We start from the raw sequence: 17,503 nt of genomic DNA on the forward strand, positions 1-17,503 counted from the left end.
TGGTTGCCGATGCGGGTTACCGGGCGCGGATGGCCGCGCAGGGGCTGGGTTCCATCGAACCGCAAGAAGGGATGGCGGCACTGGATCGCCTGCTGACCAGCCCCTTGCCGCAGTTAGGACTGATCAAACTGCTGGCGCCGATGGCCATCGCCGGCATCGACAGCGGCTGGAAGCTCGATTGCTACCCGGCGCAGGAGTCACTGGCGTCCGATGACTGGGCGCAGGTCGCCCGGCACTGCGCTCCGGCGCCGCAACATCACCCGGCGGCCAACGAGATGAACCGGCTGTTGCTGACGCAGACCTTCGCCTGCCTCGGTGAACTGGCTGCTGGCGGACCGCTGACAGAGCAACGGATCGCCGCCGAGCCGGCAGTGGCGGCCAATCTGCAAGCTCACCCGTTTTACCGTCGCTGGCTGCGCGAAAGCCTGCGTTTGCTGACGGACAACGGTGATATCGATGCACACGGCCAGTTGTTGTCGGCCCTACCTGACCGGGGGGCACTGTGGTCGCAATGGCAGCAGGCCAGCGAGCAGTGGCGCCGCGACGCTGATTTGCACGCTCAATTGCAACTGGTGCAAACCTGCGTTCGCGCGCTGCCGGCGATCCTGCGCGGTGAGCAGCAGGCCACCGGGGTGATGTTCCCTGACGGCTCAATGACACTGGTGGAGGGCATCTACAAAAACAACCGGGTCTGCGACTACTTCAACGCCGTGCTCGGCGAGGTGGTGGCCGATGTCGCTCGCCGTCAGGCGCAGAGCGGCAGGCCGTTGCGGATTCTGGAAATCGGCGCCGGCACGGGCGGCACCACCGCCGGGCTGATCGACACACTGCGCCCGTGGCAACAAGGGATCGGCGAATACTGCTACACCGATGTGTCCCAGGCATTCCTGCGCCATGCCGAAACGCATTTCGCGCCCCAGGCGCCTTACCTGCGCACGGCGATTTTCGATGTCGGCCAACCCTGCGCCGAGCAAGGCATCAGCCTGCAACACTATGACCTGGTGATCGCCACCAACGTGCTGCACGCAACGCCCGACCTGCGGCGCACGCTGCAAAACGCCAAAACCGCGCTGCGTCAGGGTGGTCTGCTGTTGCTCAATGAAATCAGCGACCGTTCGATGTTCACCCACCTGACCTTTGGCCTGCTCGAAGGCTGGTGGCTGCACAACGACACGGCGCTGCGCATCCCCGGTTGCCCCGGCCTGTATCCCGAGCGCTGGCAACAACTGTTGCAGGCGCAGGGCTTTGACGACATTGCCTTTCCGGCTTCGGCAAGTCATCCGTTGGGCCAGCAGATCATCGTCGCCGCCAGCGATGGCGTGGTGTGCCTGCCCGCGCGGGCCGCCGCTGTCGTGGCGGTCGCCGAGCCGCAGGCGCCAGGTCCTGTCCCGACAGCAGATGTCGATGAAGAAGTGTTGGCGGGGCAATGTCGGCAACTGATCACCGAGGTGCTGTCGAAGCTGGTGAACATGGCGCCCGAGCGTTTGCAGCGCGACACCGCGTTTGATCGCTACGGCATCGATTCCATCTTGCAGATCAGCCTGATTCAGGCGCTCGAGAAACGCACCGGCGAGCTGTCGCGCACCATTCTGTTCGAACACAACACCATCAATCAGCTGACGAATTACCTGCTGACCGAACATCGTCCCGCGCTGGTCAGCTATTTTGCGCCGGTCCGGCAGGTTGAACGCCCGGTGGCAGCGCAGCCCGTTGCGCCGCTCGCGGTCGGTCGTCACACCCCGGTCAGGCCCGCGCCGCAGCAGTCAAACAGCGTTGAAGCGCCGGCAACAAACCGCGACATTGCAATTATCGGGGTCAATGGCCGCTACCCGATGGCGGCTGATCTGGACAGCTTCTGGGACAACCTGCGCAATGGTCGTAACTGTGTCAGTGAGGCCGATGGTCGACGTTGGTCAACGGCCTTGAACGCAGATGAGTGCTACTACGGCGGCTTCCTGGAACAGGTTGAGGCCTTTGATCACGGCCTGTTCGGGATTTCCGATACCGAGGCGCAGCACTTTTCGCCAGAGTTGCGGCAGATGCTGGAAGTGGCCTGGCTGACCTTCGAAATCGCCGGTTACAACAGCGATGCGCTGGCCCGGTTTCAGCAGGGCGATACGGCGGCGGTCGGGGTGTTTATCGGTTCGATGTACAACCAGTCGCCGTTGCGCGCAAGCAGTCCTGCGCACGCGGCGATCAAGGCCAATGTCACCGACTGGCAGATCCCCAACCGGATTTCCCACTACTTCGATCTCAAGGGCCCGAGCCTGGCGGTCAACACGGCGTGCGCCAGTTCGATGTCGGCGATCCACCTGGCCTGCCAGAGCATTTTGCAGGGCGACTGTGCGATGGCGATGGCCGGTGGCGTCAACCTGATCCTCGATCCGTCCAGATACCAGACCCTCGAGCTGGCCAACTTCCTCGGCAGTTCGGACCTGAGTCGCGGCTTCGGCCAGAGCGACGGCATGCTGCCGGGTGAAGGCGCCGGCGCCGTGCTGCTCAAACCATTGGCGGCTGCGGTGGCCGATGGCGACCGGATTTACGGGGTGATCAAGAGCACCGGCCTCAACCATGGCGGCGGCAAACTGATGTACTCGGCGCCCAACACCCGCCAGCAGACCCGCTTGATCGCCGAGACCATCAAGCGCGCCGGCCTGCAACCCGCGCAAATCAACTACGTTGAAGCGGCGGCCAACGGCTCGGAGCTGGGTGACCCGATTGAAGTGGCGGCGTTGAAAAAGGTCTTCGGCGAACTGCCGCCCGGCACCTGCGCGCTGGGCACGGTAAAGTCGAATATCGGTCACCTAGAGGCGGCATCGGGGATTTCCCAACTGACCAAAGTGCTGCTGCAACTGCAACACCGGCAGTTGGCGCCTTCGATCAATGCCGAACCGCTGAACCCGCATATTCGCCTGGAGGGCAGCGCCTTTTTTTTGCAACAACACGCTTCGCCCTGGACGGCTGATGGCAACGGTCAGCCGCGCCGTTGCCTGATCAATTCTTTTGGGGCTGGCGGAACTTACGCCAGTCTGGTGGTCGAGGAGTATCAGGAGAGTCGGGCAACGTTCAGAAACACAGGCGGTGAGCAACTGTTGATTGTCGCCGCAGCCAGCCGGGGCAGCCTCTTGGCCTATCTGAAAAAACTCCAGACCTTAATCGATGCGAATTCGACTTTCGATCTGTCAGATCTGGCCTACAGTTTAGCCCTGCGTGAACACCGTCTGGCCCACCGCGCCGCGTTGGTGGTCGGCGACAAACAGCAACTGCGGGCACGCTTGCAATTGCTGTTGGCGGGCACACCAGATAGCGGCTGTTGGCTATCACCGGTTGATGGCATTGAAGAGGGCGAGCCTGGGACCGCGTCGGGGTCACTGATGCAGAGGGGAGAAGCCTGGTGTCGCGGTGCCGAGCTGAGTGTCCCGGCGCTGTACCCGGACGGCGGCAACCGGATCGCGCTGCCCGGCTATGAGTTTGAGCATCCACTGGCGCCGCCGCAGTCTGGCACAGCGCCACCCGCGTTGTTTTCCAGTGAACTGTATCGGCGCATCAGCAGCGGCGAACTGGACGCCGCGCAATTTGAACGACTGCTCACCACCTCAACCAATGAACAGGGAACGTTATGAGCCAGATTCAAGACACTACCGTACCCGCGCAAAGTGATGCGGTTGTCGGCCAGCAAGCGGCCAGACTCGCTCATCCGGTTGCCGGCAACGTGAAGATGAAAGACGGTTTCCCGGTCATGCCCGGCAAAATTCCCTTGCTCGGTCATGTGCACAAGATCGGCAAGGACGCGCTCGGTGAGCTGCGTCAGGCCGAGGCCGCGTGCGGGCCGATCTTCTGGACTTATTTCGGCACCCAGCTGCCGGTGCTGCAAATCATGGACGAGGCAGGCCTGGAGATCCTGCAGAACAAGTACACCGACAATTCGTTCCTGCGCGAACAGATGCCGGTGATTACCGGAGAGGCCATGAACGCGTTTGACGGCCCGCGCCATCGCAATGCACGGCGGGCCAGCACCGATGCGTTTACCCCCAAGGGACTGACCCGCGCGCAGGTGGGCCAGTTCATCGTGGAAACCATCGATCAACGCCTCAAGCACTGGAGCCGCGAAAGCAAACTGGCGATATTTCCGCAGACCAAGGACATCGCCCTGGAAGTAGTGTTCCGCATTCTGGGCATTGAGACGCACGAGCTGGAGTTGTGGCGTCACCAGTACGAAGAGTTTTTCCTGGGCATGATTCCACTGAAGGTCAACCTGCCCGGGTTTCCGGCGTGGCGCTGTCGAAAGGCGCGGGGCTGGCTGGAACAGCGGGTGGCGCAGATTGTCGCCACCACACGGGCCAACAATGACCACGACAGCCTGGTCGGGGCGATGATCTTCGGCCGTGATGACCACGGCAACGGCATGTCCGAGGTCGAGTTGGTGCATAACATCCTCGGCCTTGGCTTTGCCGGTTCGGAAACCACCGCCGCCGTGATGGCCTGGTCGGCGTTGATGCTGTCGCAGCATCAGGAAATCTGGCAGCAGTTGTGCGAGCAGGTCGCGGGGCTCGACAGCATGCCCTTTACCCACGAGGAACTGGTCAAACAGGTACCACTGGCCGAGGGGATATTCCGCGAAACCATGCGCCTCTATCCACCGGCGCCTTTTGAAATGCGCAAGGTACACACCGAGTTCGAATTGATGGGGCGCACGATTCCGGCCGGGGTGATGGCCGGGGTCAGCCTGCTGCATGTTTCGCGCAACCCCGAGCGCTACCCGGATCCCGACAGCTGGCAGCCGGAACGCTGGCTGGGTCTGGACCGTGCGCTGAACCAGGTGGAAACCTGCCAGTTTGGCGGCGGTCCCCACGCGTGCCTCGGGCGGCATGTCGCCGCGCTGGAGATCACTCTGTTTATCGCGATGCTGGCCCGGGAGCTGGGGCCCAAGGGCATTGTGCCGCGTCTGGTGGGCAAGATGCCGCCGCCGGCCTACTTGCCATTTTTACGTCCCTCGAACAAAGCGTTCCTCGACCTCAGCGGCGCCTGATCGGGCAGGGCGCACATCGTATTTGCGGTATTGCAGGCACTATCAGAACCAGGGATTGGAGAGAGCAGTGGACAGTAAAATCAGGGTTCTGCACGGCAAAATCCAACGGCAGGAAATCAGCGTCGAACAAGCGGCGCTGGAATTCGAGAAGCTCAGAGCCGGCGCTCGCCACGACCCGGTGCCGCGACTGATCGAGGCACCACCGGCCAGCGCCGACCTGATCGCCGCCGCTGTCTATCGCTACGACGAGCCGTGCCTGCGCGATCACCAGTTCAATCACCAGCAGATCCTGTTGGGGCTGACTTATGCCAGCCTGGCGCTGGAGCACGGTCTGGGTCAGCTCTCCGAGGGTGAAGCGCTGCAACTGAAAAAACTGACGTTTGCCGCACCCATTGCGCTGGTCGAGGGCGAGCAGCTTGAAGTGGCGATCCGTGCCAGCCAGCCCGGGTTCGAGGCCGTGTGCCGCCGTACGCCGCTGGCGCCCTGGCAAGTGGTGGCCAGTGGCGAACTGTCGGCGGTCGCTGTTGAACGCCAGCAAGTGTTGCCTGCTGAACTCATGACCGGTATGACGGCGGTGGAATTGGCTTCGATCTACCAGATCAGCGAGCACATCCACATTGGCGAGAGCTATCGCACCCTGCAAGCGCTCTACCAGCAGCCGGACGGCTGTCAGGCGCTGTCGCGGGTGGAGCTGAGCGATGCGCGCCACTACGGCCTGCATCCATTGCTGATCAACAGCGCTTTTCTGACAATCATTCCTCTGCTGGCCGGGGAGCAGCTCGCCAGCCATTACATTCCCCTAGGAATCAAGTCCCTGACGTTTCATCGGCGCCAGGCACCGGCAACCGGCTGGATCCACGCCCGTCTGGTGAAGAACTCCGGCGAACTGGTGTTGTTTGATGCCGAGCTGTACGGCGACGACGGCGCATTGATTGCTCAGTTCAATGGCTGCTCGTTGAAGCGGCTGCGCGGTGCCAATCTGGTTGATCAGGCTGAGCCGCGCGCGGTTGAGATTGTCGGCAGCAGCGTAGCGGTCGAAGACTATCTGCTGACCCAGTTGCACGCCATCGGCGCCAGCCAGATTGGAAAAAAACAACGCCAGCGCAACCTGATGGACTTGGGACTTGAGTCCATGCAACTGGTCAATCTGGCGCAACGTATCGCCAGCGCGGCGCAGATCGAACTGGAACCCACGGTGTTTTTTGAATACCCGAGCATCGCCGAGCTGGCGATGTTTCTCTGGCAGGAGCACCGCACGGCGTTCACCCCATTGCTGGGCGAGCAGGGCATGACGACCGGGATTATCCCGGTGACTGAACCCGCCGCCACTGCGCACAGCAGTAGCAATCCTCAGACCGATATTGCAATCATCGGAATGCACGGGCAGTTCGGCGAGGCCGGCGATCTGGATCAGTTCTGGCGCAACCTCTGGCAGGACCTGGAACTGATCAAGCCAGTGCCGGCGGATCACTGGGATATTTCTCCGTGGTTCGATGCCGATCCCGACGCCAAAGACAAAACCTATTCCCGCTGGGGCAGTTTCATCGACGACGTCGACAAGTTCGACGCCGGCTTTTTCAACATGTCCCGCCGCGAAGCCCAGTGGATGGACCCACAAGTGCGGCTGCTGCTGCAGAGCGCCTACACCAGCGCCGAGAATGCCGGGGTGGTCCAGCGCTTGCGCGGCAGCAATACCGGCGTGTTCATCGGTTCCTGTTTCAACGAGTACGTCGACAAGATAAGCGAACTTGGCCTGCCAATGGACCCGTACATCGCCACCGGCAGCGGCACGATCGCGGCCAACCGGATTTCGTTCTGGTTCGACTTCAAAGGCCCTAGCCTGATGTTCAACACCGCCTGCTCCTCGTCGCTGGTTGCGTTGCATGCCGCCTGCGTGGCGTTGCGCAACGGCGAGTGCGCGATGGCCTTTGTCGGTGGTAGCAACTTGTTGCTGTCGTCCTGGCACTACCGCTATTTTTCGGCGATCCGCGCGCTGTCGCCGACGGGGCGTTGCCACACCTTTGACGCCCGCGCCGACGGCTATGTGCCGGGTGAATGCGTCGCCACGCTGTTGCTCAAACCGTTGTCACAGGCGCTGGCCGATGGCGACCCGATCCACGGCGTGATCAAGGGTTCGGCGGCGCTGCATGGCGGTTACACACCTTCGCTGACGGCGCCGAGCGTGGCGGGAGAGGAAAACGTGATCGTGCATGCCTGGCAGAACGCCGGTATCGATCCACGCACCTTGAGTTATATCGAGGCCCACGGCACCGGCACCCGACTGGGCGACCCGATCGAGATCAATGCGCTCAAGCGCGCCTTTGCGCGATATACCGACGATCGGGGTTTCTGCCATATCGGCTCGGTCAAGGCCAACATCGGCCATACCGAGGGCGCAGCCGGCATCGCCGGGGTGCTCAAAGTGCTGCAGCAGATGAAGCACCGGAAACTGCCGGCGCTGGGGCATTTCAAAGAGCAGAACGCTCATATCAAACTCGAAGACTCGCCGCTGCTGATCGACACCGAGGGCCGTGACTGGCCGGAACAAGACACACCGCGACGAGCTGGAATCAGCTCCTTCGGTTTTTCCGGCACCAACGCCCATGCGGTGCTGGAGGAGTATCGCGAGCAACGCCAGTTCGCCACGCATCAGGGCCAGCAGGTGCTGGTGCCGTTGTCCGCACGCAATGAACAACGCCTGCGAGAGCAGGTGGTGCGGTTACTGGAACACCTGGAGCAGCACACGCCGGACCTCGCTGCACTGGCGTACACCCTCCAAACCGGGCGAGAGGCGATGGCGGCGCGGGCGACTTTCATGGTCGACAGCCTTGAACAGTTGCAACACCGGCTGCAAGCCTGGATCGCTGGCGAGCGCGATATCGATTTTGCTGCACCGGTCATGAGCGCCGAACAGGCCCTGGCCGGTGCTGACCTGCGGCAGCTGGCAGCGCTGTGGCTTGCGGGTGCTGACAACGAGGACAATATCGACTGGTCGCGTCTCTATGGCGCGGGGCGGCATCCCGCACGAATCAGCCTGCCGGGTTACGCCTTTGCCAGGGAACGCCACTGGTTGGAAGCGCCGATGCCAACCGCCGCGGCAGCGGCCGCCGACAGCACGTTGCTCACTCACACCGAACAATGGCTTTCGGTCGAGGAACCGGTTGGAGGGAGCGGGATAAAGCGGGTGATCTGCCTGTTGGCTGAACCTCGGCTACGCCAGCAACTGGCCCGTGAAATCCGCGACCTGAGCCCGCACACCGAGCTGCTCTTTATCGCTGCCGGTGACGCCAATGGTCGCGATGAGGATGGCCATTACCGCGTAGCGGCGCACGACCTGCAACAGTTGCAGGAAGGACTGCAACAGGCGCTGTCGACCCACGGCGCAACCCGGATTGTGTATTTGTGGGGCATGGATGATCGACGCTGGATTCGCGACAGCAGCCCGATAGTTGCCTTGCTTAAGGCCATGGCTGCCACCACGACGCCTATCGAACGCTTGCTGCTGGCTGGCCGGGCTGACGATGCGCTTGAACGATGCCACCTTGAGTCCTGGATAGGCATCGAACGCTCCCTTGGCGCGGTGATGGATTGCCCCGTCGAGGTGGCCATCGATTTGCCTCACCGTGCCGCCGACGACAACCGCTGGCTGCGCCGCGTGTGGCTGCAACTCAGCGGCAAACCGGCGGGCAGCAGGTTGTATCAGGACACGCTGACCCTGCGGCCGGTCTTGACGCCGACCCTCGCCGAGCCCGCCGTCGAGCCGCTGGCTCTGGATCAACTTAATACCCTGCTGATCACTGGCGGACTCGGCGAATTGGGCTTGCTGCTGGCGGGCGAACTGTCGAACCAGGCCAGGCAACGCGGCAGCGGTCAACTGAATCTGCTACTCAATAGTCGCTCGCCATTGTCGGCGGCCACACAGGCGCGAATCGATGCGCTGAGCCATGAATGCTGCAGGGTATTCCATGTGCAGGCCGATTGCGCAGATCGTCTGGCACTGACGGCTGCACTGGTTGAGGTGCTGGCGCAGAGCGGGCCGATCGACGGCCTGATTCATGCCGCCGGCCTCAAGGCCAATGGCAGTGTATTTGCCAGTTCACCTGCGGATTTCGATGCAGTGCTCAACGCCAAGATCAAGGCCACACAAGTGCTGGACGACGTGCTGGCGGCGCAACCGCTGGCGTTGATCTGCCATTTCTCCTCAAGCTCGGCATTGCTGGGGGATATGGGTGCGTGCAGCTACGCGATGGCCAACCGTTTCCAACAGACCTATGCGCGTTACGTCCAGACCGGGCGCGCACGGCGGGTCGTGGCGATCGATTGGCCGCTGTGGCGTGATGGCGGCATGCTGGTGGGCGAGTGCGAGTCGACTGAGTTCTACCTCAAGTCCAGCGGCCAGCGGATGCTGGAAAGCGCCGAAGGCCTGACATTGCTGCGCCGGATCGTCAGCAGTGACGTCGAGCAGGTATTGGTGTTGGCCGGGCAACCGGCGCGGTTGCAACAGCTGGTAGCCGGGATCAACGAACCGGCGCAAAAAACCAGGGCTGAAACACCGCCGGCAGCCCCCGCACGCAACCCGGCGCACCGCCGTCCCGAACTCAAAGGGTTGAGCCTTGCGCAGTCGCTGTTATGGGACTTGCGGGAACTGGCGAGCCGGCCGCTGAATGCCGAACGGCAGACGCTCGGCGAAGACACCAATCTGGCCGATTTCGGTTTCGACTCCATCAGCCTGGCGGAGTATGCCGGGCTGCTGAGCCGGCACTTTGCCCTGAAGTTGACCCCGGAAGTATTTTTCAGCCATTCGACTTTGGCAAAACTCGCCGCGCATTTGCTGGAACAGCACCGGCAGGCGGTAGAGGCCTGCTACTTGCGTACCGTGACCTGCGCACCTGAACCGTTGCCGGGGCCGGCCAGTGCAATCACCTCAAGCCCGGACACCAACGCCATCGCGATCATCGGCATCAGTGGCCGCTTCCCCGGCGCCCGTACGCCCGATGAATTGTGGCAATTGCTGGTCGAGGGCCGCGACATGGTCGGCGAGATCCCGGCCGAGCGTTACGACTGGCGCGAGCATTATGGCGATCCGCGGGAGAACCCGGCCAAGACCCGCTGTATCTGGATGGGCAGCGTGCCGGGGATCGACGAATTTGATCCGCTGTTTTTCGAGATTTCACCGCGCGAGGCAAACAATCTTGACCCCCGGCAGCGCCTGCTGTTGCAGGAGTCCTGGAACGCCCTGGAAGACGCCGGCATCGGCCCGCGTCACCTGGCAGCGCAGCGGGTCGGCATGTTCGTCGGCGTCGAGGAGGGCGACTTCCAGCGACTCGCCGGCGAAGAGAGTCTGACCTCCAGCCATAACGGCATTCTCGCGTCGCGGCTAGCGTACTTTCTGAACCTCACCGGGCCGACCATGGCGATCAACACCGCCTGTTCGTCGGCACTGGTGGCGCTGCATCAGGCGGCATCGAGCCTGCGTAACCACGAATGCGAGATGGCCATCGCCGCTGGCGTCAATCTGATTTTCTCGCCAGACGCCTTTATCGGCATGACCCAGGCGGGGATGCTCTCGCCGGATGGCAAGTGTTTCACCTTCGATCACCGGGCCAACGGCATGGTGCCGGGCGAGGCGGTGTGCTGCGTGCTGCTCAAGCCGCTGGCCCGTGCCGAGGCCGATGGCGACCGGATTTACGGCGTGCTGCGCGCCAGCGGCATCAACTACGACGGCAAGACCAACGGCATCACCGCGCCCAGCGGCGTTTCGCAGCAACGCCTGCTGGAAGACGTTTATCGCCGCGCCGGGATCGACACCCAGACAGTGGACTACATCGTCACCCACGGCACCGGCACCCAGCTGGGTGACCCGGTAGAAATCAACGCCCTCAACGATGCGTTCCGGGGTAACACGGCGGGCCATTGCGCGCTGACCTCGACCAAGACCAATCTGGGCCACACTTTTGCCGCCTCGGGGCTGGTCAGCGTCATCAGCCTGTTGCAGGCGCTGCGCCACGAAACCATTCCGGCCAGCCTGCATTGCGAGCAGGAAAACGACTATATCCAGTGGCAACAGAGCCCGTTCTACGTCAACAAGGCCAGCAAGGCCTGGCCGCAGGCAGGCCGCGACCGCGAACGCATCGGCGCGGTCAGCGCCTTCGGCATGAGCGGCACCAACGCTCACGTGGTGTTGCAAAGCTACAGCCAGCAGCACGATGGCGCTGCGCTGCGGCGACCTTGCTACTTGCTGGTGTTATCGGCCAAGACCGCCGAAGCCTTGCAGGAAAAAGTCGCACAACTGAACGTGGCGCTGGAGCAGGGCGGCTACGTTGATGAGCAGTTGCCGTCGATCAGCCATACGCTGCTCGAAGGTCGGCATCACTTCCGTTATCGCCTGGCCTTGGTGGCGGCGGATCTGGAAGAAGCGCGCTACGGCCTGCAGCGTTATCTGGTCGGCGAGAAGCGGCCCAACCTGTTTGGCGGTGAAGTCGAGCGCGAATTTTCCCCGCGCAAAACCGTCAGCCGTTATATCGAACAGTTGCTGGGCGACAGCCTCAATGCCGATGAAAACGAGCTCCGCGAGCTGCTGTCGGGGCTGGCGGATAGTTATCGTCAGGGCTATGACATCGACGGTCGGCGCCTGTTTGTGGCGTCGCCGCCACGTGTATCGCTGCCGGGTTATCCGTTTGCTCGCGAGCGTTATTGGCCTGAAATCCATCAGCATTCACAGCGCGATACTGGCCAGGGTGTGGAGCGACTGCACCCGCTGTTGCATCGCAATATCTCAACCTTGGCTCGTCAGTGTTTTGTCAGCCGCTTCAGCGGTCGCGAAAGGTTTCTGGTCGATCACCGGATCGGCGATCAACTGATTTTCCCGGGCACCGCTTATCTGGAAATAGCTCGCGAAGCGATTGTCAGGGCCAGCGAGCTGCCAGCGCAGCACATCACGCTGCGCAACATGGTCTGGTTGCGGCCACTGGCATTTTCAGTTACCGGCGACCCGCGCGAGACCGAGCTGTTCTGTGAGTTGACACTCAAGGCCGGCGATAACCTGTCCTTCAGGATTTACAGCCTCGACGGCGTGACACAGCAACTGCATGCTCAGGGCGACGCGCTGCTGGCAACCGTTGCCGCTCCCGCGCCACCAGCGCTTGAGCTGGCGCAATGGGCGGCTGAGTGCAGCCTCGGCGAGCGCAGCCACGACGCGTTGTATTGCGACTTCGAGTCCATGGGTGTGCATTACGGCAGCAGCTTCCGTGCTGCCGGGCAGATCCACATGGGACGCGACCGGGTGCTAGGCCAATTGTCCGACGCAGCGCTCGATCCGCAGATGGACGGCGTGCTGCTGCCACCGGGAATACTCGACAGCGCGCTGCACATCGCCGCTTTACTGGGTTCCGGGCAGCAAGCTGCTGAACCGGCACTGCCGTTTGCCCTGGAAAGCCTGCGCCTGTACGGCTCGGTCGAACAATCGCTGCGCCTCGGGCCGCTGACAGTGATCGCGACGCGCCACGCGATGCCAGACGGCGCTCCGGTCGAGAAGATCGATCTACACATCTGCAATCACGCCGGTGAATGCCTGCTGCAACTGGAGGGCTTCAGCTCGCGCCGGACCGGCGCTGAACGGCACGCGATTCAGGCACAGGACACGACGCAGCCGATCGAAGCCCTTGGCCGTTTGATCCGCACCCCGTTCTGGCAGCCCCTCGACAGTCCCGGCGAAGCGCTGCCCGTTGATGTCCGGCCGCACCTGCTGCTGTTGGGGTTGCCCGACGCGGTGGTGGCCGAGCTGCGTCGGCAGTTCGGCACCCAGGTCAGTGTTTTGTCCGGTGCGGCGGGCGAAACCAGTGCCGCGATTTACCAAGCGGCGGCGCTGGCGCTGCTCAAGTGCTTGCAGCAATGGGACGCCAAGGCTGGCGACTATCTGCAACTGTACGTCGGCCAGGGCCAGGATGACCTGCGCCTGAGCGCGCTGGATGCGCTGTTGAGCACCGCGATGATTGAAAATTGCGAGTTGAAGGCCCGACTGGTGGCGGTTGATCCCGACATGGGCGACGCGGCGATGAGTCGTGTGATCGCCGAGCAGAGCCGCTTCCACTGCCAGCAACGGGTGCGGATCTTCGCCAGCGGCAACCTGTATGGCAGCCAATGGCGTGAGCTGGCCGCGGAACCGGTGCAAGACCCTGAGCCCGTGCCATTTCGCGATGCCGGTGTCTATGCGATCACTGGCGGTGCCGGGGGCCTCGGATTGATCTTCGCGGAACAGATCGCCAGCAGTTGCCACAACCCGGTGCTGTACCTGGCGGGCCGCTCGGTGCCGAGTGCGCCTGCACAACAGAAATTCGAGCAACTGGAGGCGCTCGGCGCCCGCGTGCTTTACCAGCCACTGGACGTCAGCGACGCAACGGCGGTCGGGCAGTGGATTGACGGCATTTACGCCGAGCAGGGCACCCTGCACGGGGTGATCCATGGCGCGGGGGTGATCCGTGACAGCCTGATCATGCACAAGTCCTCCAGTGATTTTGAACAGGTGCTGGCGGCGAAAGTGGCCGGTGTCGAGGCGCTGGACCGGGCCATCGGCGAGCGGCCGCTGGACTTTCTGGTGTGCTGTTCGTCCCAGGCGGCGATGGGCAATCTGGGGCAGGCGGACTATGCCTGCGCCAATGCCTGGATGGATGCCTTCATGCACTACCGGCAAAACCTTACCGCCGATGGCAAGCGCAAGGGGCGCTCGCTGAGCATCAACTGGCCGCTGTGGCGCAACGGCGGCATGCGCCTGGCGCCGGTAATCGAGCAACAGATGCGCGAACAGTTCGGCATCGTACCAATGCCGCTGGAGGAGGGCCTCGGTAGCCTGCGGCGGCTGTTGACGAACTCAGTCAGCGCTCAGGCGTGGGTGGTGTATGGCGAGTCATCGCGGCTGGCGAGTATGGGTCAAGCGGCGCCTGCCCAGCAGCAAACCCCAGTAAAACAGGCGCCGCAACAATCAGGCAGGACGACGGGGCTCAGCGACAGCGAACTGCGAAAACACATCGAAACGTTTGTCACCCGGATCATCGCCAAGGTGACCCAGATTGACGCAGCGAAAATCCATCCGGCGGAGAAGTTCGAAGTCTATGGCTTTGATTCGATCATGGCAGTGGGCGTGACCAACGAGCTGGAAAAACACCTCGGTTCTTTGCCCAAGACCCTGCTCTTCGAACACGTCAACATTGCCGGCATGGTTGACCATTTCGCGGTGAAATATCGCGACCGGTTTGCCGCGATGTTCGGCGATGATGAGCAGCCGCCGCTAAGTGCTTCGGTCGCTCAAGCACCTTCAATTGAACCGGCGTTCAATCGTTTCGCAGCCGCCAGCCAACCCGCCACGCCAGTCTCCCCTGCACAGATCGAAGACAGTGATCTGGCGCAGTACGTCGCCGTGATCGGCCTGGGCGGTTATTACCCGGGTGCGGACAACATGGACCAGCTGTGGCAGAACCTCGCCAACGGCGTCGACTGCATGAGCGAGTTCCCCGCCGAGCGCTGGGACCACAGCAAGCTCTACTACAAGAACCGTGACGTGCTGGGCAAGACCACCTGCATCAACGGCTCCTTCATCAAGGACGTGGACAAGTTCGACTACAGCTATTTCAAAATGCCCAAGGTCTATGCCGATCACATGTCGCCGGAAGTCCGGCTGTTCCTTCAGGCGGCGGTGCATACCTTTGAAGACGCCGGTTATTCGCGTGAAACCCTGCAAAGCCGTTATGGCGGCAACGTCGGCGTGTTGCTGGGCGCCATGACCAACGACTATCACTACTACGGCTTCGAGCACAATTTGTCCGGCGGTTCGATTGCGTCGGGTTCGGGCATGGCAACCATCCCGATGACGGTATCCTATTTCTACGGCCTGACCGGGCCGAGCCTGTTTATCGACACCATGTGCTCGTCGTCCTCGACCTGCATTCACACTGCGTTCCAGATGCTGCGTCACGACGAGACCATGATGGTGCTGGCCGGCGGCCTGAACCTGATGTACCACCCCTATACAGTGGTCAATACGTCACAGGGCAACTTCACCTCGATCACCTCCGAGTCGGTCAACAGCTATGGGGTTGGCGCCGACGGCACGGTGATCGGCGAAGGGGTCGGGGCGGTGCTGCTCAAACGCCTGGACCGGGCAATTGCCGATCGCGATCAGATCTACGGCGTGATCAAGGGCTCGGCGATCACCAATGCCGGCGAACGCAACGGTTTCAACGTGCCCAACCCGGACCTGCAAACCCTGGCGATCCGTCAGGCGATGGAGCAGGCCAAGGTGCACCCATCGTCGATTTCCTATGTGGAAGGTCATGGCTCAGGCACGCGGCTGGGGGACCCGATCGAGGTGCTGGGGCTCAATAACGCCTTTAACCGCGACACCGACGACAAGCAGTTCTGTTACCTCGGTTCGATCAAGTCGAACATCGGCCACCTGCTGGCTGCATCGGGCGTGGCCGGGTTGACCAAGACCCTGTTGCAACTCAAGCATGGGCAGATTGCACCGTCGATCCATTCGGGCCTGCTCAATCAGGACATCGACTTCGCCGACACACCGTTCGTGGTGCCGCAGCAGTTGACAGAATGGCGTCGCCCGGAACGGCTGATCAATGGAGAAAAACAACGGTTTCCACGACGGGCCGGGCTGACTTCGATTGCCGCAGGTGGCATGAACGCGCACATGATCGTCGAAGAATATCCGCAGCCAGGGGACAGCGCCGGGCAGATTGCCGATGACCGCCTGGCGTTTGTGTTCTCGGTGCACAAGCTGTCGGTACTGGTGGAAAACCTGACCCGTTTCAGGGACTGGCTGGCGAGCAGCGAGGCGTCGTTGGCACAGATCGCCTATACGCTGCAGGTCGGCAAAAACAACCTGCGCAACCGATTGGTGATTCGCTGCGACAGTCGACCAGCGCTGCTGGACGCGCTGACGTCCTGTATCGAAGGGCGTTACGACAGCACGACGTTCTACCGCTTTCAGGAAAACGATGCGGCGCAGCTACCAGAGGTGGATGGTCCGTTGACGCCGCTGTTGAACCAGTGGCTGAACGGCGATAACCAGGTCGATTGGGCCAGCCTGTATGGTCAGCAGCCACAGCGCATCAGCCTGCCGGTTTACGGTTTTGAAAAAAACCGCTGCTGGTACACCGAGCCAGGCTACGAGTCGGCGATCATCAATCCCTTGATGTTCACCAAAAAACTGCACCCGCTGGTGACCGAGAACTGTTCGACGCCGCAACCGGGCGCGCTGTTTCGCAGCGACTTCGTCCAGGCGCAATTGCTCGATTACGTTTACAAGGCCGCAGACGGGCAACGCATCAGTGCCTTCAACTTCGCCGACGTCGCGCTGGCGATACCGGCGCTGGTGTCGCGGTTTGACGGTTGCACGCTGTCGGTGTCCTGCGCGTTCGAGCACTTTATTGCCGACTGGGCGTCGGTTACCGGGCTTGCGTACCGCTTGCTGGAAATTGACGAAGGGCAGTTGGAGCTGGAGTTCGATGTGCGACGCCAGGGCGAACAGTCGGTCAACCTGGGGTTTGCCCTGATCAACCCGTTGACCGGCAACGAACCGGCATTGGCGCAGTCGTTGCTGGACGCCGCCAGTGAGCTGTTGAACCGCCAGCCAGGGCACCGTGGTGGCGATGGCGCGTCGGGCACCGCCGATGTCAACCGGCGACTGGCCCAGGCTGGCTACGATTTTTCGCCCTACCTCGACAACGAGGGCGAGCTGGTGATCAGCCGCAATGGCTTGCTGCTGGAAGGCCGGCCACCGGTCAATCGGCACAATCACCATGCCGGCAACGTTCAGTTGTCGCCTTATCTGGCGACCACCCTCGACAAGGCGTTTTACCTGTTGCTCGAAGAGCTGGGGCTGCCGCAAGGCCGGGTCATTGTGCGCAATATCGAGCAGCTGTGTTGCTACGAACAGCCCGTCGGCAACTTCTCGGTGATCCTGACGCAGATCGGGCTCAACGCTGATGTGCTGTCGTTCAGCGTGCTGGTGCTGGATGAGCAGGCCCGGATTTACCTCAAGGCTGATCGGGTCAGCCTGCATCTTGGCGAGCAGGAACTGGCGAACATCCGCCGCGATCACCATTGGCTGGCTGGGAGTATTGCAGCGGTCGTACGGCCATCGTTTGAGCCAACGACTCAGCCTGTTGGTGCCATTGCGCAAACGCAGGGTGGCGATGGTGAAGCCACTCTCGGCGAGCGAATTCTCGCGTTTATCCAGCAAGAGTTGCAGCACAAGCTGGGGTTTGCGCCGCAGGAAACTGGCGAATCGGCGCAGGTCCATGACCTGGGGCTGGACTCGATCATGGTGGTGCAACTGACGGACAGCGTGAACAAGCGCTTTGGCACCAGACTGATGCCCGACCTGTTTTATGAAAAGCAGCAACTGGGCGAGTTGGCGGCAAAGCTGCAAGCCGTTTAGAAACCATTCAATTGATCTGAAGAATTGAC

At 62.2% G+C, this 17,503-nt stretch carries 3 protein-coding genes (1 of these 3 cut by a window edge); all 3 read left to right on the plus strand.

What is annotated here, in order from left to right; all coding sequences use genetic code 11:
• Positions 1-3,623: the end of an SDR family NAD(P)-dependent oxidoreductase gene (locus AACY49_RS03135; protein WP_339521580.1), read on the plus strand. The gene continues 8,464 nt to the left of window position 1, outside the view; only the last 3,623 of its 12,087 coding nucleotides appear in the window; the start codon falls outside the window, past its left edge; it ends in the stop codon at positions 3,621-3,623.
• A complete protein-coding gene (locus tag AACY49_RS03140) occupies positions 3,620-5,029 on the plus strand; it encodes a cytochrome P450 (protein WP_258700302.1) in 1,410 nt (469 codons plus the stop codon). Before AACY49_RS03135 ends, AACY49_RS03140 begins: the two co-directional genes overlap by 4 nt.
• A gap of 67 nt (positions 5,030-5,096) precedes the next feature.
• Positions 5,097-17,474 (plus strand): SDR family NAD(P)-dependent oxidoreductase, encoded by a 12,378-nt coding sequence (locus tag AACY49_RS03145; RefSeq protein WP_339521581.1) that lies wholly within the window; start codon positions 5,097-5,099, stop codon positions 17,472-17,474.
• Positions 17,475-17,503 lie beyond the last annotated feature (29 nt).

The organism is Pseudomonas sp. EL_65y_Pfl2_R96, from assembly GCF_963970905.1.
Taxonomy (GTDB): Bacteria; Pseudomonadota; Gammaproteobacteria; order Pseudomonadales; family Pseudomonadaceae; genus Aquipseudomonas.

Bases quoted from the DNA above. Each gene is read 5' to 3' on its own strand.
- AACY49_RS03140 (WP_258700302.1), top strand. From the start codon at position 3,620: ATGAGCCAGATTCAAGACACTACCGTACCCGCGCAAAGTGATGCGGTT.